Raw genomic sequence first — 24,431 nt, forward strand, 5'->3', positions numbered from 1 at the left:
CACCGCCCCGCGTAACCGTTCTTCCCGAGCACGAGAGCACGAGAGTCCCTCGCCATGTACGAGCTGTCCCGGGTCCGCCTGTACTCCATCGGTCCCGCCGGTGCGCGCTACGCCGACACCGTCCTGGACCTGCGCGGGGTCGGCGCGCCCGTGCCCCACCCCGCCCCCACCCAGGCGGAGTTCTTCGAGGAGGAGCCGGTCGGCCCGCCGCGCCGCCCCGCGCCCGCCGGCGTGCTCTTCCTGGAGAACGGCGGCGGCAAGTCCGTCCTCCTCAAGCTGATCTTCTCGGTCATGCTCCCGGGCCACCGCAACACCCTGGGCGGCGCCAGCTCCGGCGTCCTGCGCAAGTTCCTCCTCGCCGACGACTGCGGGCACGTCGCCCTGGAGTGGCAGCACACCCTCACCGGCGAACTCGTCGTCGTCGGCAAGGCCAGCGAGTGGCGCGGCCGGCAGGTCTCGTCCGACCCGCGGAAGTTCGCCGAGGCCTGGTACTCGTTCCGTCCCGGTCCCGGCCTCAGCCTGGACAACCTCCCCGTCGCCGAGGCCACGTCCGTCCGCGCCCCCGTCGAGGGCGCCTCGGGCGCCACCGGCCGCCGCCGCACGATGAAGGGCTTCCGGGACGCGATCACCGAGGCGGGCAAGGCGTACCCGCACCTGGAGGTCTTCTGGGAGGAGATCCACGACCGCTGGAACGAGCACCTCGGCGACCTGGGACTCGACCCCGAACTCTTCCGCTACCAGCGCGAGATGAACGCCGACGAGGGCGAGGCGGCCGGCCTCTTCGCGGTCAAGAAGGACTCCGACTTCACCGACCTGCTGCTGCGCGCCGTCACCGACACCCGGGACACCGACGGCCTCGCCGACCTCGTCGGAGGCTTCGGCAACAAGCTCGGCCGCCGCGCCGAGCTCACCGCCGAGCGCGACTTCACGGCCGGCTCCGTGGACCTCCTCAACCGGATCGTCGAGGCGGCCGGAACCCGCTCCACCGCGCGCGACGTCCACACGGCGGCCGAGCGCCGCACCCGGACCCTCGCCCGCCGGCTCTCCGCCCGCGCCGGCGTGGAACGCGCCCGCGGAGCCGAACTCGCCCAGCAGGTCACCTCCGCGGGCCACGCCGTCGCCGAGGCCGAGACCGCGCGCGGGCGCGCCGCCCTCATCGCCGCCGAACTCGCCTACCGGCACGCCTCCCTGGCGCTCACCGCCGCCGAGAAGGGCGCCGCGTCCCAGCGCCGGGAACTCACCGACGCCCGCACCGTGCACTCCGCCTGGCAGGCGGCCGAGGTCGTGCTGCGCCACCGCGCCGCGGGCGACCGCTCCGCGCGCGTGGCCGCGGCGATCCGCGAGGCCGAGCGGGACGCCGCCCCGGCCCTCGCGGCCCGCGCCGAGGCCGCCGCCGACCTCGTACGCGCCCTGTCCGCCGCCGCCGAGGAGGGCGAGCGGCACGCGGCCGAGGAGGAGGAGCGCTCCACCGCCCTCCAGGAGGTCGGCGAGACCGCCCACCGCGACGCCACCGCCGCCGCGACCGAGGCCCAGCGCGCCCGCAGCGAGGCCGGACACCTCCGCCAGCGCCTCGCCGAGGTCGAGCAGGAGACCTCCGAGGCCGTACGGGCCGGCTGGCTCGACGACACCGCCCCCGACGCCGACCCCGCCCGCGCCGCGCTCGCCGCGAGCGACGCCGAGAAGACGACGGTCGCCGCCTGGGACACCGCACGCGAGGCCGCCCGCACGGCGGCGGACCGCGCCCGCGAGGCCGCCGGGGCCGAGGCCCGCGCCGAACTCGCCGCCGCCCGCGCCTCGGACGCCGCCGAGGCCGCAGGGAACGCCTACGACGCCGAGCGCCGCGCCGCCGAGTTCCTCGCCGGGGAGCAGCGGCTCGCCGAACTCCTGAGCCTGCCGTCCACCGGACCCGCCCGGCCCGCCGCCGGCTCGCCCCTGCCCGGGCAGCGCGCCGCCGCCCCCGGCACCCACACCGGCGAGGACACGGGCGCGGACGCCGCCGGGGAGCCCCAGGGCCCGCTCACCGTGACCGAGTTCGACCGGTACGCCGACGAGCTGCGCGGCATGCTCGACCAGGCCGTCACCTCCGCCGAGCGCCAGCTCTTCGACCTGCGCACCGCCGCGGCCGACGACTCCCGCATCCTCGGCGCCCTCGGCGACGGCGGCCTGCTGCCCCCGGGACCCGACGTCCTCGCCACCGTCGAGTACCTCGGCGAGCACGGCATCCCCGCCCTCCCCGGCTGGCGCTACCTCGCCCAGGCCGTCGACCCCGCCGACCACGCGCGCGTCCTCGCCGCCCGCCCCGAGCTCGTCGACGGCGTCGTCATCACCGACCCCGTCTCGTACGGGCGCGCCCGCGAGGTCCTCGGCGCCGCGGCCCTGCTGCCCCGCTCCGCCGTCGCCGTCGGCACGGCCGCCGCCCTCCTCGCCCCCGTACCGGCCCAGAGCACCGGCGACGACACGGGCGTCTTCCTCGTCCCGCCGAACCCGGCCATGCACGACGAGCACGCGGCGGACGAGGAGCGGCACGCCCTGCGCGCCCGCGCCGCCGCACGCGACGAGGAGATCCGCGCCCTCGCCGCCCGCCTCGCCGGAGACCGCTCCCTCGCGGCCCGGATCGGCTCCTGGCGCGCCGACTGCCCGCCCGGCATGCTCGCCGAGCTCGCCGCCGTCGCCACGACCGCGCGCGAGACCGCCGAGGCCGCCACCGCCACCCTGGAGGAGGCCCGCACCGCGCGCGCCGAGGCCGACGAGACCGCCGCCGAAGCCGCCCAGGTGCGCGACGAGCGCCAGGAGGCCGCCCAGCGCGCCCGCCGCGTCGCCGACGCCCTGGCGGGCCTCGCCTTCCGGCTCCGCGAGCGGTCCGCCTGGCAGGCCAAGCTCCGCGAACTCGCCGACGACGCCACCGAGGCCGAGGCCCGCGCCCAGACCTGCCTGGACCGGGCACGGGCCGCGGACGAGGACCGCCGCGCGGCCCAGCGATCCGCCGACGACGCCCACCGCACCGCCCGCGCCCTGCGGGCCGAGCGCGCCGAGATCGCCGGTGCTCCCGACACCCTCCCGGAGAGCGACACCCCGCCGCCCCGCGCCGCGCTGCCCACCCTGCGCGAGGCCTACCGGGCCGCGTCCCAGCTGTACGAGAAGGTCGGCGTCGGCGCCGACCTGCGCGCCGAGCAGGCCCGGGCCGAGGGCGACGAGTCCGCCGCCCTCGCCGAACTCGACCGCCTCACCAACAAGGTCCGCACCCGCGCCGAGCAGCTCCTGGAGTCCACCGACGGCGCCGACGGCCCCTCCCGGCAGGCCGCCGCGGCCCGCGCCGAGGCCCTCGTCCAGATGCTGGAGACGCGGGCGTCGGAGGCCAGCGAGAAGCTCGGACGTCTGCGCGGCGAGGCCGAGCGGCTCGCCCCCGAGGACGGCGAGCGGCACACCGAGCTGCCCGAGGACCTCGTCCCCGGCGACGCCGACCGCGCCCAGGCCCTGCTGCGGACCGCCACCGCCGAGCTCGCCGCCCGCACCGACGCCCTGGAGGCGGCCCGCGCCGCCCACACCCGTCTGCTCCGCGACCACCGGGCCGCCGAGGACGCCGGGGGCGGCTTCGACGAGACCTCCGCCCTGCTGCGGGACCTGCTCCGCGACCACGCGGACGAGGAGCGGGAGGAGGCCGAGCCGTACCCCGGCAGCCTGGAGGAGGCCCGTACGACGGCCGGCGAGGCGCGCCGCGCCCTGCGCGCCTGCACGGCGGAGCTGTCGTCGGCCGACGCGGCCGTCCGCGAGGCGAGCGACATCCTCGTACGCCACGCCAACTCCACCCGCTACGAGCAGGTCCGCACCCCGGCCCGCCAGCAGATCCGCGAACTCCCCGCCTCCGCGCTGCCCGAGCACGCCGCGAAGTGGGCCGAGGCCTTCGCGCCGCGGCTGAGGGTCCTCACCGACGAGCTGGAGCAGCTGGAGCGCAACCGCGACTCCATCGTCGACCGGCTGCGGGGCCTGGTGGAGTCCTCGCTCGCGACGCTCCGTTCGGCGCAGCGGCTCTCCCGCCTTCCCGAGGGCCTCGGCGAGTGGTCGGGCCAGGAGTTCCTGCGGATCCGCTTCGAGGAGCCCGACCAGGCCACCCTCGCCGAGCGGCTGGGCGAGGTCGTCGACGAGGCGACCCGCGCGGCCGTCAAGAAGAACTCCGACCTGCGCCGCGACGGCATGTCCCTGCTGCTCCGCGGGGTCCAGGCGGCCCTCGAACCGAAGGGGGTCTCCGTCGAGATCCTCAAGCCGGACGCGGTGCTGCGCGCCGAGCGGGTGCCCGTCGGGCAGATGGGCGACGTCTTCTCCGGCGGGCAGCTGCTCACCGCGGCCATCGCCCTGTACTGCACGATGGCGGCGCTCCGCTCCAACGACCGGGGCCGCGACAAGCACCGGCACGCGGGCACGCTGTTCCTGGACAACCCGATCGGCCGCGCGAACGCCACGTACCTCCTAGAGCTCCAGCGGGCCGTGTCGGACGCGCTGGGCGTGCAGCTCCTCTACACGACGGGCCTCTTCGACACGACGGCGCTCGCGGAGTTCCCGCTGGTGATCCGGCTGCGCAACGACGCCGACCTGCGGGCCGGCCTGAAGTACATCAGCGTGGAGGAGCACCTGCGCCCGGGCCTTCCGCAGACGGCGGCCGAGGGCGAGACGATCCACGGGGAGATCACCGCGACGAGGATGTTCCGCCGGCACACGGCCGACGAACCCGGCGCGACGGTGTCCTCCTAGGAGGCGTCGGGCGGATCGGAACCGACGCCCGGCACAACGGTGAGTGGCCGGGCCCCCCTTCGAAGGGGGGCCCGGCCACTCACCGTTGTCGCTTCTCCTCGAAGGCTCAGGCCGCCTCGGGCAGCGAGGCTGCCTCCGCCCGCTCCTCCTCGCGCTTCGCGCGGATCGGCGGCCGGGCCGCGCTGCTGGGCTCCGACACCACGCCGTTGCGCTGGCGCCACACCTGACGGGTGATCCAGACGTCGAGCACGCTCCAGGTGGCCACCACGGTGGAGACCACCGCGGTGACGGTCACCGGGAACGCCAGCCACGAGCCCGTCACGGAGCTGAAGAACGCGACGACCGCCTGGATGAGCGTCACCGATGTGATCATCACGGCCCGTACGGCGGCGGTGCGCACGGGGTCCGGCATGCGCCGGTGTGCCCGCTCGTCCTCCACCCACAACTGCCCTGACGACCGCGCCTCGTGTTCCATTGTCCTGTCACTCCCCACCACTGACCGACTCCAGGAGCGTCTGCCCGTCTTGAGCGCCTATACACGGACAGGGTCCACCCCGTACTTAATGACGCACGAGTGAGGGAAAAGGTTTCGTCCGATCGGGGACGAACCTGAGCGGCAGGGGACCGGAACACACAATTCCAGCCATCTCCGCAGGCCGGAGAAATGGCGCATCGTCAGGTGTCCTACGCCACATTGACCAACCCCAACTCCCCGAATACCCGGACATCTCATGATCAAGACTCACTCGACAGGCTGAAAATAGCCCGGACATGCCTTCGGGATGGCCGTGATGCAGTAGTAGGCTCGCGCCGCCGTTTGTTGAATCTCAAGGTTGACGCCGCGTGTTGACGCCGGACGTCACGGACGTGAAGGACCTCCGGGGACACGGAGGTCGAGCTGGGGGAGGCCATGCGCTTTCGCGGGAAGTCCATCCGCCGGAAGATCGTGGCGTTGCTGCTCGTACCGCTCGTCTCCCTGACCTGCCTCTGGGGCTTCTCCACGGTCCTCACCGGACGTGAGGCCGACCAACTCCTCGACGTCGGCTACATCGTCGACAAGGTCGGCTACCCCCTGGAGGACACCGCCCGGGTCATCCAGCTCGAACGGCGCCAGTCCCTCGTCTACCTCGCCGACCCCCGCGGCACCGACGCGCTCGGCTCCCTCAAGGAGACCCGCAGGGCGACCGACCGCCAGATCGCCCGGATCCGCGCCAACGCCGCCGACCCCGGCGTCCGCGAGGAGATGCGCCCCGTCACCGCCCAGCGGCTCGGCTCCCTCCTCGAAGCCCTGGAGGGCCTCACCTCCCTGCGCCGCTCCGTGGAGGAGCGCGACATCGGCCGCATGCAGGCGCTGGAGTTCTACAACCGGCTCGTCGACCCCTGCTACAGCTTCCTGGTCACCCTCCACGCCCTCGAGAACGTGGAGATGGACAAGCAGGGCCGCGCCCTCGTCGGCATCACCCGCGCGCGTGAACTGCTCTCCCGCGAGGACGCCCTCGTCCTGTCCGCGCTCGTCGCGGACCGCGTCACCGCCCAGGAGATCCGGGCGATATCCGACCTCGTCGCCAACCGGAAGCTGTTCTACGAGGTCAACCTCGAACTCCTGCCGGCCGCCGAGCGCAACCGCTTCGAGAAGTACTGGCGCAGCCCGGCCAGCCAGCCGCTGCGCACCGCCGAGAACGCGATCATCGAACAGGGCCCCACCGACGACCCGCGTGCCGTCACCCCCGCCTACTGGCAGGACAACGCCAGCCCCGTCCTCGACGACCTGGCCAGGGAGAACACCGCGGCCGGCGACCGCTACCAGGACCGCGTCCAGCCCGCCGCCTACAGCGTTCTGCTCAAGGCCGGCGTCGCCGGGGTCGTCGGCTTCCTCGCCCTGCTCGCCTCCCTCGTCATCTCCGTCCGCATCGGCCGCGACCTCGTCCGCGACCTCCGCCGCCTCCAGAAGGAGGCCCAGGAGGTCTCCGGCGTACGGCTGCCCAGCGTGATGCGCAGGCTCGCCGCGGGCGAACAGGTCGACGTCGGCACCGAGGTGCCCCACCTCGGCTACGGCCCGGACGAGGTCGGTCAGGTCGGCCAGGCGCTGAACACCCTCCAGCGCGCCGCCGTCGAGGCCGCGGTCAAGCAGTCCGAGCTCCGGCGCGGCGTCTCCGAGGTGTTCGTCAACCTCGCCCGCCGCAACCAGGTCCTCCTGCACCGCCAGCTCACCCTCCTCGACACCATGGAACGGCGCACCGAGGACACCGACGAGCTCGCCGACCTCTTCCGGCTGGACCACCTCACCACCCGCATGCGCCGCCACGCTGAGGGCCTCGTCATCCTCTCCGGCGCCGCGCCCTCCCGGCAGTGGCGCAAGCCCGTCCAGCTCATGGACGTGGTCCGTGCCGCCGTCGCCGAGGTCGAGGACTACGAGCGCATCGAGGTCCGCCGCCTCCCGCGCCTCGGCGTGGGCGGCCCCGCCGTCGCGGACCTCACCCACCTCATCGCCGAACTCCTGGAGAACGCCACGGTGTTCTCACCCCCGCACACCGCCGTGCAGGTGCTCGGCGAGCGGGTCGCCAACGGCTTCACCCTGGAGATCCACGACCGAGGCCTCGGCATGAACCCCGACGCCCTGCTCGACGCCAACCTCCGGCTCGCCGAGACCCCCGAGTTCGAGCTCTCGGACACCGACCGGCTCGGCCTCTTCGTGGTCAGCCGGCTCGCCCAGCGCCAGAACGTCCGCGTCTCGCTCCAGACCTCCCCGTACGGCGGGACCACCGCGGTCGTCTTCATCCCGGCCGCACTGCTCACCGACGCGCCTGAGACCCAGGGCGCCGGCTTCCGCCTCGACCGCAAGACCCTGGAGCGTCCCGGCCCGGCCGACCCGGAGACCGCCGCCGACGGCGTCCTGCCGAGCCGCCGCCCCGCGCTCGCCAGGGTCCCGGACGTCACCGGGACGCCCGCCCCCCTCGACGGACCCGTCGAACTGGAGGGCCCGCTCGGAAGCGAGGAGTACGACGTCCTCCTCGACGGCGCGGCGGACCTCCTCGACACCGAGAGCGAACGCGGCGGCCTCTTCCGGCCCCGGAGCCGCCGGGCCGGACTCGCCCCCGCGGGCGAGCAGCACCAGCAGACCCCCGACCGGCCGGGGGACCGCGGCGACGAGGACAAGCCCGCCGACGCCGCGACCACCGAGCCCGTCCCGCTGCCGCGCCGCCGCACCCCGACCCTCGTCGTGGACCACGGCCGCCGCCTCGACGCACCGGACCGGGGCCGAGCCGCGGACGGCCACGACCGCGGCACCGACGGACCGGACCGGCGCCGCGGCGACGACCGGGCGCACCCGCTCCCCGACGCGGATCCCGCGCCCACCGGCCGCGCGCACCCCGTCCCGGGCCGGGTGACCGACGGCACCGGCCGGACGCCGGCCGCCCCCGGACACCACGCCCACGGCGGCCGGGACGAACGCCCGGTGCCCCCCGGCGGCACCGGACGTCCGGGCGACCAGCCCGTCCCCCCGCGCGGCACGGGCCGCCGGCACGGTCTGCCCCCCGCCCCGCGGGGAACCGGCCCGACCCTCGTCCCCGTACCGCCGGAGACCCCCGAGCCGTTCGGCGGACTGCCCCGCCGCGTCCGCCAGGCCAGCCTCGCGCCCCAGCTGCGCGCCACGGACGGCCCGGCCGAGCGCGCCGACACCCGTGCGAGCGGCGCCGCCGCACCCGCGGACGCCGACTCCTTCGAGCGCGACGCCGAGGAGGTACGCGCCCGCATGGCCGCCATGCAGCGCGGCTGGCAGCGCGGCCGGCGGCACACCACCGACCCTGACGACCCGACAGCACCTGGAACGACACCCGAGGGGGACGGTCGATGACCGCACCGAACGCCGCAGCACCCAGCACCACCTCCGGAAACGGCGAGCTGAACTGGCTCCTCGACGAACTCGTGCAGCGCGTCGCCTCCATCCGGAAGGCCCTGGTGCTCTCCAGCGACGGCCTCCCCACCGGCGCCTCCCACGACCTGACCCGGGAGGACGGCGAGCACCTGGCCGCCGTGGCCTCCGGCTTCCACAGCCTCGCCAAGGGCGTCGGCCGCCACTTCGAGGCGGGCAAGGTCCGCCAGACCGTCGTCGAGCTGGAGGACGCCTTCCTGTTCGTCACGGCCGCCGGCGACGGCAGCTGCCTGGCCGTGCTCGCCGACGCCGACTCCGACGTCGGCCAGGTCGCCTACGAGATGACGCTGATGGTGAAGCGGGTCGGGGCCCACCTCGCGACGGCACCCCGGACCGGTCTGCCCGCGGGAGGGTGAGTGGGACGGCATGAGTGACGCAGCCGAGCGGAACCAGCTGAACCAGGAGAACCGGCACACGGAGCAGGACCAGAGCGCGGGCCAGGCCCACCACCACTGGTTCGACGACGAGGCCGGACCCGTGGTCCGTCCGTACGCGATGACCCGCGGCCGGACGAGCGCCGCCACCCGCCACCGGCTCGACCTGATCGCGGTGGTCGTGCCCGAGCCCGCCGCCGACGATCCCGGCCGGGACCAGACGCTCTCCCCCGAGCACGTGGAGATCGTCGAACGCTGCTCCGAGCAGCCCCAGTCGATCGCCGAGCTCGCCGCAGGACTCGACCTCCCCGTCGGGGTGGTCCGGGTCCTCGTCGGCGACCTCGTCGAGGACGAACTCGTCCACGTGACCCGCCCCGTTCCGCCGGCCGAGCTGCCGGACGTGAGCATTCTCCGCGAGGTGATCAATGGCCTTCGGGCGCTCTAGCCGCAAGAGGTCGTACGTCGAGCCGGTGACCCTGAAGATCCTCGTCGCCGGCGGGTTCGGGGTCGGCAAGACGACGCTGGTGGGCGCGGTCAGCGAGATCCGGCCGCTGCGGACCGAGGAGGTCCTCAGCGAGGCGGGGCGGCCCGTCGACGACCTGCACGGCGTCGAGGCCAAGACGACCACGACGGTCGCCATGGACTTCGGCCGGATCACCCTGCGCGAGGACCTCGTCCTGTACCTGTTCGGCACGCCGGGCCAGGACCGCTTCTGGTTCCTCTGGGACGAGCTGGCCCAGGGCGCGCTGGGCGCGGTCGTCCTCGCGGACACCCGCCGCCTGGAGGACAGCTTCGCCGCCATCGACTACTTCGAACGGCGCGGCATCCCGTTCACGGTCGCGGTCAACTGCTTCGAGGGCGCCCGCAGGTTCCCGGCGGAGAGCGTCCGCGGGGCCCTGGACCTCGACCCCGAGGTGGAGCTCGTGATGTGCGACGCGCGGGACCGCGAGTCCGTGAAGAACGTCCTCGTCGCCGTCGTCGAGCACGCGCTCGTCCTGGCGGACCGCAGCCACGCGACGGTCGGACCCTGACCACGGTGGGCCGGGGAACCCCGGCCCACCTCAGCGGACCGCCACCACGGCCGATCCGTGACCGAACAGCCCCTGGTTCGCGGTGATCCCGACCCGCGCCCGGGGCACCTGCCGCTCGCCCGCCGTACCCCGCAGCTGCCAGGTCAGCTCGCAGACCTGGGCGATCGCCTGGGCCGGCACGGCCTCCCCGAACGACGCCAGCCCGCCGCTGGTGTTGACCGGCACCCGCCCGCCGAGCGCGGTCGCCCCCTCCCGCAGCAGCTTGGCCCCCTCGCCGGCCGGGCACAGCCCGATGTCCTCATACCACTCCAGTTCCAGAGCGGTCGACAGGTCGTACACCTCCGCGAGCGACAGGTCCTCGGGACCGATCCCGGCCTCCTCGTAGGCGGCCCGCGCGATGGAGGCGCGGAAGGGGTGCGCGGCGGGCGGGACCGTCGCCGCCGAGTCCGTCGCGATGTCCGGCAGGTCCAGCACCGCCTTCGGGTAGACGGGGGAGACCGTCGACACGGCCCGGATCCGCACCGGGTCGGGGTGCCCGTGGGCGCGCGCGAAGTCCATGCCGGACAGCACGAGAGCGGCGCCCCCGTCCGAGGTGGCGCAGATGTCCAGGAGCCGCAGCGGGTCGGCGACGACGGCCGAGGCGGCGACCTCCTCGGCGCTCACGCGCGCGCGGTAGCGGGCCAGCGGGTTGAGCGCGCCGGCCGCCGCGTTCTTCACCTTCACCCGGGCGAAGTCCTCCGGCGTGTCCCCGTACAGGGCCGTCCGGCGGCGCGCGGAGAGGGCGAAGTACGCGGGGTTGGTGGCCCCGAGGATCCGGAACCGCAGCCAGTCCGGATCGTCGGGGCGTTCGCCGCCCGCCGGGGCGAGGAAGCCCTTCGGCGTCGCGTCCGCGCCGACCACCAGGACCACGTCCGCCAGCCCCGCCAGGATCTGGGCCCGGGCGGTCCCGATGGCCTGGGAACCCGAGGCGCAGGCCGCGTACACGCTGGTCACCCGGGCCCCCTGCCAGCCGAGGGCCTGGGCGAAGGTCGCGCCTGCCACCTGGCCCGGGTATCCGCAGCGCAGGGTGTTCGCCCCGACGACGGAGCCCACGTCCGTCCAGTCGAGACCGGCGTCCGCGAGCGCGGCGCGGGCGGCGGCGGTCCCGTATGCGATGAAGCTCCGACCCCACTTGCCCCAGGGGTGCATCCCCGCCCCGAGGACCGCGATGTCGTTCACGACCGCTCCTCCCGTGCGACGGGCCGCCAGTTCCAGGTGGTCCAGACGTGGTCGTCGTCCTCGTTCAGGACGCCGGGCACCAGCTCGACCTCGGTCCCGACCTCGAGATCGGCCGTCGTCACCCCGGGGGAGGCCTGCCCGAGGACGACCATCGCCTCGGCCGCCAGCTCCACGGCCACGAGGGTGTACGGCTCCCAGGGCGCCGCCGGATCGGAGACGTACGGGGCGGGCGGCCGGTAGCGTCCGTCGGTGTACGACCAGACCCGGCCGCGCCGCGAGAGCGGGTGCTCCAGCTGCTCCCCGCCGCCCGGGCAGACCGGATTGCGGCACCCGTCGTCCGCCCGTGGGAAGAAGACCGACGCGCAGGCCGTGCACCGCGTCCCGAGCAGCCGGAACTCCGCCTCCGGGACGGTGTCGTCGGTGAACCACCCGGCCACCACAGGTGTGCGCGTCCGTGCCATCGAGGCCTCCCGTGCCCGCTGCCGACCACTGATCTGACGAAGCGTCAGAAGTGTGACACGGGAGCCCCGCGGGCGAAAGGAGTCAGCGGCCGGCCACCGACCTCCGTGCCACCGGGAAGTCGAAGAACGTGCCCGGGAACGGCTCCGGCCCGAAGGTGAAGTGCCACCACTCCTCCGGCAGGTTCACGAAGCCCTGCTCCGCGAGCGCGTTGCCCAGCAGCTGCCGGTGGGCCCGCTGCGCGCCCCCGATCCGGGGATCCGCGGTGTGCGAGAGCGTGTCGAAGCAGTCGTACCCGGTCCCCATGTCCACGGAGGCGTCCGGGAATCGCTCCGCGCGCGGCGCGTAGCACTCCGTCAGCGGCTCGCCCGGCACGTACGCGCGCGTGGGCACGGCCGGGAGCCGGACGATCGTCACGTCCACCGTCGAGCCCCGGCTGTGCCCGGACTTCTCCGCGATGTAACCGTCGGCGAACAGCCTCGACTTGTCGACGAGCGGATAGAACTCCTTCTTCATCCGCTCGTCCGACAGGTCCTTCGCCCAGCGTACGAAGTGGTCGACGGCCCGCTGCGGCCGGTAGCAGTCGTACACCTTGAGCGTGTAGCCCCGGGCCAGCAGCCGCACCTGGGCGCGGTGCAGGGCCTCGGCGGCCGGCCGGGTGAGGATGCACAGGGGCTGCCGGTAGCCGTCCACCGGGACGCCCGTGAAGTTGTGCGGCGTGGAGTAGCGGATCTCCTGGAGGATCGTCCGGTCCACCGAGGCGAGGGCCACGAACTCCCGTGGCGCCTTCGGCTCCGGCGCGGCGGACGCCGCCGGAGGGGGCGCGGCGACGGCTCCGGTGACGGCGAGCAGTCCGGCCGCGGCCGTGACCGCGAGGGTGCGCAAGACGGAGGCGAGTGCTGTCATGCGCCCCGTCTACCAGTTCCAGCCGGCACCGGAAAAGCCCGTCTGCCAGTTCCGGCCGGCACCGGAAAAGCCCGTCTGCCAGTTCCGGCCGGCATCGGAAAAGCCCGTCTACCAGTTCCAGCCGGCACCGGAAAAGCCCGTCTGCCAGTTCCGGCAGCGCCGGGAAAGGGTGATCGCATACGGTCGGCCCGTGAAGGACTCCCACTGCACGTTCTGCGGCGCCGCCCACTCCGCCGACGCCGGCTGGCCCCGCACCTGCCCGGCCTGCGGACAGACCGCCTACCGCAATCCGCTGCCCGTCGCCGTCGCCCTCCTCCCCGTCACCGACGGGGAGGGCACCGGGCTCGTCGTCATCACCCGCACCATCGAACCCGCACGCGGCGGGATCGCCCTGCCCGGCGGCTTCATCGACCACGGCGAGGACTGGCGCGCCGCCGTGGCCCGCGAACTGCGCGAGGAGACCGGGATCCAGGCCGCCGCCGAGGAGGTGCGCCTCGCGGACGCGCTGAGCTCCCCGGCCGGCCACCTGCTCCTCTTCGGCCTGCTCCCGCCCCGTCCGGCCGCCGCGCTCCCGCCCTCCTCCCCGACGGACGAGACGAGCGGCCACCACGTCCTCCGCGCCCCCGGGGACCTCGCGTTCCCGCTCCACACGGAGGCGGTGCGCAAGTGGTTCGCGGGGGAGTACGGAGGAACCGGAACCGGACGGTGAGGCGAGCCGGGCCGTAGCGGAGCACGGCGCGACGGCAGGGCCACGACGGTCGAGTCGCCCGCTTCGGTCGGGACGCGGCGGCCCGACCGGCCGGCGCGCCCCCACCCGTCCCCGCCGCGGATCACGTCCCCCGCACCCGCACCGGCAGCCCCACCGCCTCCACCCCCTCGTCCGTCACCCGCTCCACGACCACCCGGCCGTCCACCCGCCGCGACTGGTACCGCTCGATCTCGGCCGTCTCCCAGCCGTCCCCCGTGTCCCGTACGACGAGCCCGCCGCCCGTGCGCCCGGCGGCGGGCGCCCACACCTCCAGGGCCGGCTCCCCGTCCTCACCGCGGACCGCGAGCACCGCCCCCGCCCGCGCCAGCACCGGCACCCGGGAGAGCGGCGCGTCGAGCAGCACCTGCCCGGGACCCTCGTACGCCCGGCCCGTCGCCGTGTCGTACCAGCGCCCGCGCGGCAGCCGCACCGCCCGCCGGTCGGCCCCCGCCGTCAGGACGGGCGCCACCAGCAGCGCGTCGCCCAGCAGGAAGGCGTCCTCGCAGTCGCGCAGCACCCGGTCCTCCGGCGTCCCCCACCACAGCGGACGGACGTACGGCGCACCCGTCATCCGGGCGAGCCGCGCCAGCGTCGTGAAGTACGGCCGCAGCCGCTCCCGTTCCGCCAGGACCGCGCGCGCGTGCTCCAGCACCTCCGGCCCGAACTCCCACGGTTCGCGCCGCCCCGCGTCGATCGCCGCGTGGGTGCGGAACAGCGGCAGCCACGCCCCCAGCTGGTACCAGCGCAGGAACAGTTCCGGGGTCGGAGTGCCGTCGAAGCCGCCCACGTCCGGACCGGAGTACGGCACCCCGCACAGCCCGAGCCCCAGCACCAGGGCGAGCGAGGCCCGCAGCCCCGGCCAGCCCGTCGCCACGTCCCCGGACCAGGTGCCCCCGTACCGCTGCATCCCCGCCCAGCCGGAACGGGAGAAGAGGAAGGGCCGCTCGTCGGGCCGCAGCCGGCGCAGCCCCTCGTACCCGGCGCGCGCCATCGCGAGTCCGTACACGTTGTGCGCCTCGCGGTGGTCGCCGCCCCGCCCGTCCAGGGCGTGCCGCGCCGAACGCGGCAGCGTCGTGTCGCCGAACGGCGCGAACGACACCGGCTCGTTCATGTCGTGCCAGACCCCGGCGAAGCCCTGCCGGAGCCGCTCCTCGTACAGCCGCCCCCACCACTCCCGTACCGCCGGATCGGTGAAGTCGGGATACGCGCACTCGCCCGGCCACACCATCCCGCGGACCTCGTCGCCCCGCGCGTCCCGGACGAAGGCCCGGGCCGCCCGGCCGTCGTCGTAGACCGCGTTCCCCGGTTCGGCCTTCACGGCCGGGTCCACGATCGAGACGAGCCGCACGCCCTGCTCCCGCAGCTCCTTCGCGAGGCCCGGCAGGTCGGGGAAGCGCTCCCGGTCGACCGTGAACACCCGGTGCCCGTCGTAGTGGTCGATGTCCAGGTGGACGGCGGACAGCGGCAGCCCCCGCTCGCGGTAGCCCGCCACGATCCGCCGCACCTCGCGCTCGCTGCCGAACCCCCAGCGTGCGTGCTGCGGCCCCAGCGCCCAGTCCGGCGGCAGCGCGGGCGCCCCGGTGAGCGCCGCCCAGCCGTGCAGCACGCGCGCGGGGGTGCCGACCACCACCCAGCAGCGCAGCGGACCGCCGCCCATCCGGACCTCGCTGGTCCCCGGCCGGTCGTGCCCGGAGCCCGCGCCCTCCTCGCCCTCGGCCAGCGTGACCCGGCCGTCCCAGGAGTTGTCGTGGAAGGCCAGGTGCGTCCCCGCGTCCGAGACGACGAACTGCACCGGCATGGTGATGGAGAGCGGATCGTCCCCCGGACCGAATCTCCCTCCGGGGTCGGTGTTCCAGAGGCGGTACGAGCCGTCCCGCAGCCGCGGACCGGCCGACCGCCCGCCCAGCCCGAAGAACCGCGCGTCCGCGGGCACCTCGCTGCGCTGCACCCAGCGCGCCGTCCCGCGGGCCGCCGAGCCCCCGCCCGCGGCGTCCCCGGCCGTCCCCGCACCGGCCGGAGCGCCGCCCGCCACCGGCTCCCACCAGCGCGGCGGCAGGTCCCGGCGCAGCATCACCCCGCCCGGCGTCCTGACCTCCACCGCCCCGTGCCGGGACACCGCGACGGTGACCCGCTCCGCCACGATCCGCCAGCCGCCGTCCGTGTCGGGCTCCAGGGCGGCCCGCGGATCCGGTTCCGGCCCCTCTCCGGCCACGGCGTACGAGGGCAGCGGCCCGGCCCCGTCCCATCCCCAGAAGACGGTGCCCCCCGAGGACACGGTGATCCGCAGCGAGGACCGGGCGAACCGGACGATCCCCCCACCGGGGGCGGGTTCCGCGTCCGTCGCGGGCCCCGGCACCCGGGCCCGCTCCGCCCCCCTCGGCGGCAGCGCCCGCGCGTCGGCACGGTGCCGGCGCCACGCCGTCCGCACCGTCCGCAACCCCCGCACGGAGCCGAACACCTTCATCGAACGCACCAGTCCACGACCGTCCATGCGGCTCACCCTGCCACCCGCCGGGCGCCGAACAGGCTCCGTTCAACCGGCGTTCACCCGTGGTGGGAGCACATATTCAACTACCCGACCATGGGCGGGCAGCCCTGGTGCGAATGACGATCACATGGCATCGTCCTGTCAGCCGCGTCACGCGCACACCCCAGCACGTGCGCCGGACACACGCCGACCCCGCGTACAGCCAGGGAGCCGCCCCATGACATCAGCGCACACCGAGCCGCCGCTCTGGCAGCCGGACGAGGAGCACATCGCCTCGGCCGCCGTGACCCGCTTCCAGACCTGGGCCGCCGAGCACCACGGCGCCCCGGCCCAGGGCGGATACCCGGCGCTCCACCGCTGGTCGGTCGAGGAGCTCGAAGCCTTCTGGCAGGCGGTCGTCGAGTGGTTCGACATCCGCTTCTCCACCCCGTACGAGCGCGTCCTCGGCGACCGCTCGATGCCCGGCGCCGACTGGTTCCCCGGCGCCACCCTGAACTACGCCGAGCACGCCCTGCGCGCCGCCGCCGAGCGCCCCCACGACACGGCCCTGCTCCATGTGGACGAAACCCACGAGCCCGCGCCGATCACCTGGGCCGAGCTCCGCCGCCAGGTCGGCTCCCTCGCCGCCGAGCTCCGCGCCCTGGGCGTCCGCCCCGGCGACCGGATCAGCGGCTACCTGCCGAACGTCCCGCAGTCCGTCGTGGCCCTCCTCGCCACCGCCGCGGTCGGCGGCGTGTGGACCTCCTGCGCCCCCGACTTCGGCGCCCGCAGCGTCCTCGACCGCTTCCAGCAGGTCGAGCCGGTCGTCCTCTTCACCGTCGACGGCTACCGCTACGGCGGGAAGGAGCACGACCGCCGCGAGACCGTCGCCGAGCTGCGCGCCGAGCTGCCCACCGTCCGCGCGGTCGTCCACATCCCGCTGCTCGGCACCCCCGCCCCCGAGGGCACCCTGGCCTGGGACGACCTGGTCGCCGGGGACGTCGAGCCGGTCTACGAGCAGGTCCCGTTCGCGCACCCGCTCTGGGTCCTGTACTCCTCCGGCACCACGGGTCTGCCGAAGGCGATCGTTCAGTCCCAGGGCGGCATCCTCGTCGAGCACCTCAAGCAGCTCGGCCTGCACTGCGACCTGGGCCCCGAGGACGTGTTCTTCTGGTACACCTCCACCGGCTGGATGATGTGGAACTTCCTCGTCTCCGGCCTGCTCACCGGCTCGACCGTCGTCCTGTACGACGGGAGTCCCGGCTACCCCGACACCGCCGCCCAGTGGCGGGTCGCCGAACGCACCCGCGCCACCCTGTACGGCACCTCCGCCGCGTACGTGATGGCCTGCGCCAAGGCGGACGTGCACCCGGGGCGCGACTTCGACCTGTCGGCGGTCAGGTGCGTCGCCACCACCGGCTCCCCGCTGCCGCCCGACGGCTTCCGCTGGCTCCACGACGAGGTCCGCGAGGACCTCTGGATCGCCTCCGTCAGCGGCGGCACCGACGTCTGCTCCTGCTTCGCGGGGGCCGTCCCCACCCTCCCGGTCCACATCGGCGAACTCCAGGCGGCCGGCCTCGGCACCGACCTCCAGGCCTGGGACGCGTCCGGCAAGGCCGTGATCGGGGAGGTCGGCGAACTCGTCGTCACCAACCCCATGCCCTCCATGCCGATCCACTTCTGGAACGACCCGGACGGCAGCCGCTACCGCGACAGCTACTTCGAGATGTACCCGGGCGTCTGGCGCCACGGCGACTGGATCACCCTCACCGACCGGGGCTCGGTCGTCATCCACGGCCGCTCCGACTCCACCCTGAACCGCCAGGGCGTCCGGATGGGCAGCGCCGACATCTACGAGGCCGTCGAGCGGCTCCCCGAGATCCGCGAGTCCCTCGTGATCGGCCTGGAGGAGCCGGACGGCGGCTACTGGATGCCGCTCTTCGTCCACCTCGTCGACGGCGCCACCCTGGACGAGGAGCTGACCGACCGCATCAAGCGGACGATCCGCACCGAACTGTCCCCCCGGCACGTCCCCGACGAGATCATCGAGGTACCGGGCGTCCCCCACACCCTCACGGGCAAGCGCATCGAGGTCCCGGTCAAGCGCCTCCTCCAGGGCACCCCCCTGGCCAAGGCCGTCAACGCCGGTTCGGTCGACGACCTCGGCCTCCTGCGCTTCTACGAGACCCTGGCGGCCGCCCGCCGGGCCTGACCCGCGCTACCCCTTCGGCGCCCCCGGCAGCTCGCCGGGGGCGCCGACCGCCGCCTCGCCCAGGACGGCGGACACCGCGAGGACGGCCCATGCGGGCCCCGCGGACGTCGTTCCGGTGAGGACGGTGCGCTCCCCGAGGTGAACCGGAGCGCCGGGGAGGCCCGCCCTCACCGGAGCTCCCGCGCGCGGCGGCCCGCCGCGTCCCGTCACGGCGTCAACCGCCGTACGTCGCCTGCGCGTCCCCCAGTACCTCGGCGAAGTCCGCCGCCAGGCGCACCGCGTCGGCGGGAGCGAGCGTCGAGGCGGTGATCCGCACGGCCGGCGGGGAGGCGATCCGGAACCGCGCCCCCGCGGCGACCCACCAGCCCTGTGTCCGCAGTCCGTTGACGACCGCGGACTCGTCCCGCACCGGCACCCACACGTTCAGCCCGCTCGCCCCGACCGATCGGATCCGGTGGTCGCCGAGCGCGCCGATCAGCGCCGCACGCCGCTCCGCGTACGCCGCCTCGCCGTCCGCCACGAGCGCGCGCACCGCCCCGTCGCGCAGCAGGCCGGACACCGTCTCCTGGAGGACGTGGCTGACCCAGCCCGAGGTCATCAGCATCCTGCCGTCGTGCCGCGCCAGCGTGATCGCGTCGCACGCCACCCCGGCCCAGCGGAGGTCGATCCCGAGGTGCTTCGACACCGTCCGCACCTGGGCCCACCGTTCGAGCCCGGCCGCCGCGAGCGTGTGCGCCGGAGCGCCGCCGATCTCCGCGTTGTGGTCGTCCTCGACGACCAGCACCTCGGGGAAGTCCCTCAGCACCGCGACCAGTTCGTCCCGTCGCGACCGGCTGAAGAAGGCCCCGGTCGGACACTGGGCCCGCGGACTGCACACCACGGCGCGCACGCCGCCCCGCAGTGCCGCCCGCAGCGACTCCGGTACGAGACCCTCGCCGTCCACGGTCACGGGGACGGTCCGCAGCCCCAACGCGGGGACCAGGTCGAGCAGATGGTGGAAGCCCGGATCCTCGACGGCCACCGCGTCGCCCGGCCGCAGCTCGGTCGAGAGGAGCCGGGCGATGCAGTCGAGCGCTCCGTGCGCGAAGGTCACGTGCCGTGCCGGGACCCCGTCGCGCGCGAACCACTGCCGGGTCGCCTCCTCCAGCGCGGCGAGGCGCGGGGCGGCGCGATGGGAGCCGTACACCGGGGTGACGGGCGACGGCGGACGCAGTACGGGAAGGAAGGCGGGGTCGGGATGGCCGCCGGCCAGGTCCACCAGGCCTTGCGGCACCCGCGGCGGACGGCGTGAGGCCACCGACGGCGTCTCCGCCACGACCGTCCCGCCCCGTCCCCGCGTGACGACGAGTCCGCGCTGCCGCAACTCCTTGTAAGCCGTCGCGACCGTCCCCGGACTCACCCCCAGCTCGTCGGCGAGCCGTCGCACGGGCGGCAGGGCGTCGCCGGGGGAGAGGCCGCCCTCGGCGACGCCCCGCTCCACGGACGCGGCAATCCCCTTGGCTGTCGTGCCGTCGATCGAATATTGTGCTGCCACGTACTCAAGTATGTATCAATACAAAGCAGTTCGCAAGGGGGATCCGATGAGCCGCTCCACCCACACCACCCGAACACCCTTCAAGGAACGCATCCCCGGCGGCCGGGACGGCCGCCGCATGCTCGTCATCGGCTTCATCGACAAGTGCGGCACCGGGCTCTGGTCCACGGCCATGGCCCTCTACTTCACCTTCGTCACCGGACTCGACCTCGGCCAGGTCGGCCTCCTCATCGCCGCCTCCGGCGCCGCCGGCATCGCGGGCGCCCCCCTCGGCGGACGGCTCGCCGACCGCTTCCCCCTCGTCCGCGTCATCATCTGCACCCAACTCCTCCGCGCCGCCGCCCTCCTCGCCCTCCTCACCACCGACGACTTCCCGCTGCTCGTCCTCTTCTCGGCCGCGGGAGCCCTCCCGGACCGCGCCACCAACGTCCTCACCAAGCTCTACGCCGCCCGCGTCGCCGGCCCCGACCGCATCCGCTACCAGGCCATCAACCGCACCACCTCCAACATCGGCTGGACCCTCGGCGGCCTGGGCGCCGCCGCCGCCCTCGCCGTCGGCACCAGCACCGCCTTCCACCTCCTGCTCATCGGCGACGCCCTCTCCTACCTCGTGATGGCCGCGCTCACCCTCCGCTGCGCCGAACCCCCGTCCCCCGCGGCCTCCCGCATCGCCGCCGCGTCCACCGATCCCGCCCCGGCCGCCAAGCCGCCCACCCCCTGGCGCGACCGGGGCTTCCTCGGCTTCACCGCCGCGGACTCGGTCTTCTACCTCCACGACTCGATCCTCCAGGTCGCCCTGCCACTCTGGATCGTCCACGCCACCGAGGCCCCCGTCGGACTCGCCCCGCTCCTGATGGTCGCCAACAGCGCCCTGGTCGTGCTCTTCCAGGTGCCGCTCTCCCGCCTCGGCTCCTCCACCGAGGCCGCCCGCCGCCTGCTCACACCCCTCGCGGCCCTCTTCGCCGTCGGCACGCTCGCCCTCGCCGTCTCGGCCCTCGGCGGCCGGAACCTCGCCGTCGCCGCGCTCCTCACCGCGGCCGTCGCCCTCACCTTCGCGGAGATGATCCACACCATCGCCTCCTGGGAGATCTCCGTCGCCCTCGCCCCCGACGACGCACAGGGCGCCTACCTCGGCGTCCACGGTCTCGCGCAGTCCACCCAGCGCTTCGTCGGCCCCCTCCTCATGACCGGCCTCGTCTCCGCCGGCCCCCTGGCCTGGCCCCTCCTCGGCGCCACCCTCGTCGCCACCACCGCCGCCCAGAACCGACTCGTCCGCCGACGCCTCCCCCGACCGTCACTGTCAGTGGCGAAGGTTACGGTGAGTGAGCACTGATCGGACCGTACCCAGGGGGAGACATGACACGGACCGGCACCACCACGGCAGACCTCCGGCGCGCCCTGCGCCGCGAGGTCCCCAGCACCGTCGGCCTCCTCGCCGACGAGCACGACTTCACGGCCATGCGCCGCTACCGCACCTTCGCCTTCGACGACCACCCCACCTACCTCCGCCACGTCGAGGCCCTCCTGAGGAGCCTCGCCGCCCGCGGCGGCCACACCACCGTCACCCTCTTCGACCCCGAGGAGTTCGCCGCGTACTGCGCGGAGACGGACCTGGACCCCGACGACCCCACCAGCCGCAGCCGCTTCACCGCCCACCTCGCCGCCACCGGCGCCCGCGTCACCTACACCGGACAACCCCTCAGCACCCTCCTGCCCGAGCTGGTCGACACCGCGGTCCGCCAGGCCACCTGGGAGTACGCCACCACCGTCCTCACCACCGCCGGCGACTGCGCCACCTGCGGCAAGGACATCGGCAGGGCCTCCTTCGAGCGCGCCGCCCGCCTCCTCGCCCGGCTCCTGGAAGCCGCCGGCACCGGCACCCACCACCTCGTCTGCAGCGTCCCGGCCGCCGACGACCGACTCCTCGCCGTCCTCCACGCCGACGGCGGCAGCCCGCACACGGACATCGAGGACGCGGCGGCCGCCGAGTTCACCGCCGTCCTCGCGGCCGGCATCGTCCTCGGAGCACCCGGCGGACTCGTCCTGCGCACCAGCCGGCCCGGCGCGCGCGACCGCCTCCACGGCTGGCGCCTCACCGGCGGCACCCTCACCCCCCTCACCGCGGCCGAGGTCTTCGCCGCCTACTGCACCGACGCCCGCACCGGAGAACCCCTCTCCCCGGAACCGGGAGTCGACCACCTGGCTGGCTTCCCCGTGACCCCCGACCCCGACGACGACTGGACCACCCACCACTGACCCCGGGCACGCCGAAGGGGCTCCCCGCCACCTCCGTGACGGAAAGCCCCTTCGTCGCTCACATCCGGGACATCACTCCCCGGACAGCACCGCCTGAGCGGCCACGCGCGCCTCGTGCGCCGTGTCCGCGGCACGCGCCGCGGCGGCCGCCCGCTCGCACTGCGCCAGCGTGTACTTGGCCAGCGTCGCCCGCACGTACGGGATCGACGCCGCACCCATGGAGAGGGAGGTGACCCCCAGACCGGTCAGCACACAGGCGAGCAGCGGGTCGGCCGCGGCCTCACCGCAGACGCCGCAGCTCTTCCCCTCGGCCTTCGCCGCCTCGGCGGACAGCGCCACCAGGTCGAGCAGCGCCGGCTGCCACGGGTCCTGGAGCCGCGACACCGCACCGACCTGACGGTCCGCCGCGAAGGTGTACTGCGCCAGGTCGTTGGTGCCGAGCGAGAGGAACTCGACCTCCTGGAGGATCGAGCGCGCCCGCAGCGCGGCCGAGGGGATCTCGACCATCGCACCGAACTTCGCCCGCAGCCCCGCCTCGCGGCACGCGTCGGCGAAGGCCTTGGCGTCCGTACGGTCGGCCACCATCGGAGCCATGACCTCGAGGTACACCGGCAGGCCCTCGACCGCCTTCGCGAGCGCGGTCAGCTGGGTCCGCAGGACCTCCGGGTGGTCCAGGAGCGACCGCAGACCCCGCACGCCCAGCGCCGGGTTCGGCTCGTCGGCCGGGGTCAGGAAGTCCAGCGGCTTGTCCGCACCGGCGTCGAGCACCCGCACGACCACACGGCCCTCGGGGAACGCCTCCAGCACCTGGCGGTACGCCTCGACCTGCTTCTCCTCGGACGGAGCCTTCTTGCTGTCGTCCAGGAAGAGGAACTCCGTACGGAACAGGCCGACGCCCTCGGCACCGGCCTCGACCGCCGCCGGGACGTCCGCGGGACCGCCGACGTTGGCGAGCAGCGGCACCTTGTGCCCGTCCGAGGTGGCGCCGGGACCGCTGGACGTCGCCAGCGCGGCCTTGCGCGCGGCGGCGGCCTTGGTCAGCTCCGCCTTCTTGTCCTCGCTCGGGTCCACGAAGATCTCACCGGTCGAACCGTCGACCGCGATCATCGTGCCCTCGGCGAGCTCGCCGGCGCCCGGCAGCGCGACGATGGCCGGCACACCCAGCGCCCGCGCGAGGATGGCGCTGTGGCTGGTCGGCCCGCCCTCCTCGGTCACGAAGCCGAGCACCAGCGCGGGGTCGAGCAGCGCGGTGTCGGCCGGCGCCAGGTCCCGCGCGATGAGCACGTACGGCTCGTCGCTGTCCGGCACGCCCGGCATCGGCACACCGAGGAGGCGCGCCACGATCCGGTTCCGGACGTCGTCGAGGTCGGCGACGCGCCCGGCCATGTACTCGCCGGCACCCGCGAGCAGCTCACGGTAGTGCGAGAAGGCGTCGTAGATGCCGCGCTCGGCCGTGCTGCCCACGGCGATGCGGCGGTCCACGTCGGCGATGAGCTCCGGGTCCTGGGCGATCATCGCCTGGGCCTCCAGCACGTGCTGGGCCTCGCCGCCCGCCAGGTTGCCGCGCGCATTGAGGTCGGCGGCGACAGCCTCGACGGCCTGGCGGGCGCGCCCCTGTTCGCGCTCCGCCTCGTCCGCCGGGATCTGCTTGGCCGGCGGTTCGAGGACCGCCGTGCCCATGTGCCGGACCTCGCCGATCGCCACACCGTGGCTGACGCCGACGCCTCGCAGCGTTGTCTCCATCTCACCCGTCTCCCATAGAGCGGCGGCACCTGCCGCCGCGATGAATGTCGAACTCGCGGTCGTCACGGGGACGATCCGGCTCAGCTCCAGCCGAAGAGCTGGTCGCCGGCCTTCACTTCGCCGTCCTCGACGACGTCGGAGAGCGAGTCCGCGGTGGCCTCCAGGGCCACGATGGGACAGATGGGGGACTTGCCGGCGGCCTCGACCGCGGCGGGGTTCCAGCGCACGACGGCCTGGCCGCGCGTGACGGTGTCACCCTTGCTCACGAGGAGCTCGAAGCCCTCGCCGTTGAGCTGAACGGTGTCGATCCCGAGGTGGGTCAGCACACCGTGGCCCTCGCCGTCGACGACGACGAAGGCGTGCGGGTGCATGGAGACGATGACCCCGTCGATGGGGGAGACGGCCTCGGAGGCCTCACGTACGGGATCGATGGCGGTGCCGGGCCCGACCATCGCACCGGAGAAGACCGGGTCGGGAACTGCGGCGAGACCGATGGCGCGTCCGGCAAGCGGCGACGTCACGGTTGTCATGGGAAGCCTCCCAGGGGCGGAGATTGTGTGGCGCCGTCACTACCTGTCCTGGACGGCGTACTGTTCAGAAGCGTAAGTCATAAGAAGTCCCGGTTCCGCACGAGACGTACCAGTTGGGCGGAGCTAGGGACTACCGGAAACGATTTGCCTCTACTGACGGTGGGATGTACTGTCGTACTCCTGCCTGACCCCAACGCGGCTTTGGGTCGCGGGTCGGCAGCACCTATCAAGCCAGATCCTAACCCCAGTGGTCTACACCTCTGCGTGCTCGCA

The 24,431-nt window shown here is 74.5% G+C and carries 18 protein-coding genes; 9 read left to right on the top strand and 9 right to left on the bottom strand.

Going from position 1 to position 24,431, the window contains the following annotated elements; all coding sequences use genetic code 11:
- Positions 1–54 precede the first annotated feature (54 nt).
- Positions 55–4,746: a hypothetical protein gene (locus tag ACY0MR_RS30150; protein ID WP_473556417.1), complete on the top strand. Its 4,692-nt coding sequence runs from the start codon at positions 55–57 to the stop codon at positions 4,744–4,746.
- A 106-nt stretch (positions 4,747–4,852) separates the two neighbouring features.
- Here ACY0MR_RS30150 and ACY0MR_RS30155 read toward each other — a convergent pair whose 3' ends face one another.
- Complete coding sequence (locus tag ACY0MR_RS30155) at positions 4,853–5,221, bottom strand: hypothetical protein (RefSeq protein ID WP_388806309.1); 369 nt, start codon at positions 5,219–5,221, stop codon at positions 4,853–4,855.
- A 435-nt stretch (positions 5,222–5,656) separates the two neighbouring features.
- Between ACY0MR_RS30155 and ACY0MR_RS30160 the strand changes: the two genes are divergently transcribed.
- From ACY0MR_RS30160 to ACY0MR_RS30175, 4 genes are read left to right on the top strand one after another with little or no spacing between them, the layout of a single operon-like run.
- A complete protein-coding gene (locus ACY0MR_RS30160; protein ID WP_473556420.1) occupies positions 5,657–8,602 on the top strand; it encodes a sensor histidine kinase in 2,946 nt (981 codons plus the stop codon).
- A complete protein-coding gene (locus ACY0MR_RS30165; RefSeq protein WP_388806306.1) occupies positions 8,599–9,036 on the top strand; it encodes a roadblock/LC7 domain-containing protein in 438 nt (145 codons plus the stop codon). Before ACY0MR_RS30160 ends, ACY0MR_RS30165 begins: the two co-directional genes overlap by 4 nt.
- A gap of 10 nt (positions 9,037–9,046) precedes the next feature.
- Positions 9,047–9,499 (top strand): DUF742 domain-containing protein, encoded by a 453-nt coding sequence (locus ACY0MR_RS30170; protein WP_361856018.1) that lies wholly within the window; start codon positions 9,047–9,049, stop codon positions 9,497–9,499.
- A complete protein-coding gene (locus tag ACY0MR_RS30175; protein ID WP_388806302.1) occupies positions 9,480–10,085 on the top strand; it encodes a GTP-binding protein in 606 nt (201 codons plus the stop codon). The genes ACY0MR_RS30170 and ACY0MR_RS30175 overlap by 20 nt, the downstream gene beginning before the upstream one ends.
- Before the next feature lie 30 nt (positions 10,086–10,115).
- On the opposite strand, the gene ACY0MR_RS30180 is transcribed toward ACY0MR_RS30175, so the two are convergent.
- The 3 genes from ACY0MR_RS30180 to ACY0MR_RS30190 all read right to left on the bottom strand — a co-directional run bounded on the left by ACY0MR_RS30180 (position 10,116) and on the right by ACY0MR_RS30190 (position 12,668).
- Positions 10,116–11,273 carry a lipid-transfer protein gene (locus ACY0MR_RS30180; RefSeq protein WP_473561924.1) on the bottom strand — a complete coding sequence of 386 codons (1,158 nt, stop codon included), beginning with the start codon at positions 11,271–11,273 and terminating at the stop codon, positions 10,116–10,118.
- 26 nt (positions 11,274–11,299) lie between these two features.
- Complete coding sequence (locus tag ACY0MR_RS30185) at positions 11,300–11,764, bottom strand: Zn-ribbon domain-containing OB-fold protein (RefSeq protein WP_388806300.1); 465 nt, start codon at positions 11,762–11,764, stop codon at positions 11,300–11,302.
- Between the two features lie 82 nt (positions 11,765–11,846).
- Entirely contained in the window at positions 11,847–12,668 is an 822-nt protein-coding gene (locus ACY0MR_RS30190) for a M15 family metallopeptidase (RefSeq protein WP_388806298.1), read from the bottom strand.
- A 190-nt stretch (positions 12,669–12,858) separates the two neighbouring features.
- Here ACY0MR_RS30190 and ACY0MR_RS30195 point away from each other — a divergent pair, with 190 nt between their 5' ends.
- The gene (locus ACY0MR_RS30195; RefSeq protein WP_473556424.1) at positions 12,859–13,377 is read left to right on the top strand and encodes an NUDIX domain-containing protein; all 519 of its coding nucleotides are present in this window, start codon (positions 12,859–12,861) and stop codon (positions 13,375–13,377) included.
- A 121-nt stretch (positions 13,378–13,498) separates the two neighbouring features.
- Here ACY0MR_RS30195 and ACY0MR_RS30200 read toward each other — a convergent pair whose 3' ends face one another.
- Complete coding sequence (locus ACY0MR_RS30200) at positions 13,499–15,907, bottom strand: glycoside hydrolase family 31 protein (protein WP_473556426.1); 2,409 nt, start codon at positions 15,905–15,907, stop codon at positions 13,499–13,501.
- Positions 15,908–16,121: 214 nt separating this feature from the next.
- Between ACY0MR_RS30200 and ACY0MR_RS30205 the strand changes: the two genes are divergently transcribed.
- Positions 16,122–18,095 (top strand): acetoacetate--CoA ligase, encoded by a 1,974-nt coding sequence (locus ACY0MR_RS30205; RefSeq protein ID WP_388806292.1) that lies wholly within the window; start codon positions 16,122–16,124, stop codon positions 18,093–18,095.
- A gap of 6 nt (positions 18,096–18,101) precedes the next feature.
- Here the strand turns inward: ACY0MR_RS30205 and ACY0MR_RS30210 are convergent, their stop codons facing one another.
- Both ACY0MR_RS30210 and ACY0MR_RS30215 read right to left on the bottom strand, forming a co-directional pair.
- A complete protein-coding gene (locus ACY0MR_RS30210; RefSeq protein ID WP_473556430.1) occupies positions 18,102–18,266 on the bottom strand; it encodes a hypothetical protein in 165 nt (54 codons plus the stop codon).
- Positions 18,267–18,309: 43 nt separating this feature from the next.
- Complete coding sequence (locus ACY0MR_RS30215; RefSeq protein WP_473556434.1) at positions 18,310–19,629, bottom strand: GntR family transcriptional regulator; 1,320 nt, start codon at positions 19,627–19,629, stop codon at positions 18,310–18,312.
- 46 nt (positions 19,630–19,675) lie between these two features.
- On the opposite strand from ACY0MR_RS30215, the gene ACY0MR_RS30220 reads away from it, so the two are divergent.
- Complete coding sequence (locus ACY0MR_RS30220) at positions 19,676–20,962, top strand: MFS transporter (protein WP_403316950.1); 1,287 nt, start codon at positions 19,676–19,678, stop codon at positions 20,960–20,962.
- Between the two features lie 23 nt (positions 20,963–20,985).
- On the top strand, positions 20,986–21,885 hold the full coding sequence (locus tag ACY0MR_RS30225; protein ID WP_403316953.1) for a hypothetical protein: 900 nt from the start codon (positions 20,986–20,988) through the stop codon (positions 21,883–21,885).
- A gap of 72 nt (positions 21,886–21,957) precedes the next feature.
- On the opposite strand, the gene ptsP is transcribed toward ACY0MR_RS30225, so the two are convergent.
- Positions 21,958–23,628, bottom strand: a complete 1,671-nt coding sequence (gene ptsP, locus ACY0MR_RS30230; protein ID WP_361855988.1) for a phosphoenolpyruvate--protein phosphotransferase — start codon at positions 23,626–23,628, stop codon at positions 21,958–21,960.
- A gap of 80 nt (positions 23,629–23,708) precedes the next feature.
- Complete coding sequence (locus ACY0MR_RS30235) at positions 23,709–24,158, bottom strand: PTS sugar transporter subunit IIA (protein ID WP_361855985.1); 450 nt, start codon at positions 24,156–24,158, stop codon at positions 23,709–23,711.
- Between the last annotated feature and the right edge of the window lie 273 nt (positions 24,159–24,431).

Source organism: Streptomyces sp. JN8 (assembly GCF_055808075.1).

What these genes read in the sequence shown, in the direction of transcription:
- ACY0MR_RS30225 (WP_403316953.1), top strand. Translation starts at nt 20,986, where the DNA reads ATGACACGGACCGGCACCACCACGGCAGACCTCCGGCGCGCCCTGCGC.
- ACY0MR_RS30190 (WP_388806298.1), bottom strand. Translation starts at nt 12,668, where the DNA reads ATGACAGCACTCGCCTCCGTCTTGCGCACCCTCGCGGTCACGGCCGCG.
- ACY0MR_RS30220 (WP_403316950.1), top strand. Translation starts at nt 19,676, where the DNA reads ATGAGCCGCTCCACCCACACCACCCGAACACCCTTCAAGGAACGCATC.
- ACY0MR_RS30185 (WP_388806300.1), bottom strand. Translation starts at nt 11,764, where the DNA reads ATGGCACGGACGCGCACACCTGTGGTGGCCGGGTGGTTCACCGACGAC.
- ACY0MR_RS30175 (WP_388806302.1), top strand. Translation starts at nt 9,480, where the DNA reads ATGGCCTTCGGGCGCTCTAGCCGCAAGAGGTCGTACGTCGAGCCGGTG.
- ACY0MR_RS30160 (WP_473556420.1), top strand. Translation starts at nt 5,657, where the DNA reads ATGCGCTTTCGCGGGAAGTCCATCCGCCGGAAGATCGTGGCGTTGCTG.
- ACY0MR_RS30180 (WP_473561924.1), bottom strand. Translation starts at nt 11,273, where the DNA reads ATGCACCCCTGGGGCAAGTGGGGTCGGAGCTTCATCGCATACGGGACC.
- ACY0MR_RS30205 (WP_388806292.1), top strand. Translation starts at nt 16,122, where the DNA reads ATGACATCAGCGCACACCGAGCCGCCGCTCTGGCAGCCGGACGAGGAG.
- ptsP (WP_361855988.1), bottom strand. Translation starts at nt 23,628, where the DNA reads ATGGAGACAACGCTGCGAGGCGTCGGCGTCAGCCACGGTGTGGCGATC.
- ACY0MR_RS30235 (WP_361855985.1), bottom strand. Translation starts at nt 24,158, where the DNA reads ATGACAACCGTGACGTCGCCGCTTGCCGGACGCGCCATCGGTCTCGCC.
- ACY0MR_RS30155 (WP_388806309.1), bottom strand. Translation starts at nt 5,221, where the DNA reads ATGGAACACGAGGCGCGGTCGTCAGGGCAGTTGTGGGTGGAGGACGAG.
- ACY0MR_RS30150 (WP_473556417.1), top strand. Translation starts at nt 55, where the DNA reads ATGTACGAGCTGTCCCGGGTCCGCCTGTACTCCATCGGTCCCGCCGGT.
- ACY0MR_RS30170 (WP_361856018.1), top strand. Translation starts at nt 9,047, where the DNA reads ATGAGTGACGCAGCCGAGCGGAACCAGCTGAACCAGGAGAACCGGCAC.
- ACY0MR_RS30165 (WP_388806306.1), top strand. Translation starts at nt 8,599, where the DNA reads ATGACCGCACCGAACGCCGCAGCACCCAGCACCACCTCCGGAAACGGC.
- ACY0MR_RS30200 (WP_473556426.1), bottom strand. Translation starts at nt 15,907, where the DNA reads ATGGACGGTCGTGGACTGGTGCGTTCGATGAAGGTGTTCGGCTCCGTG.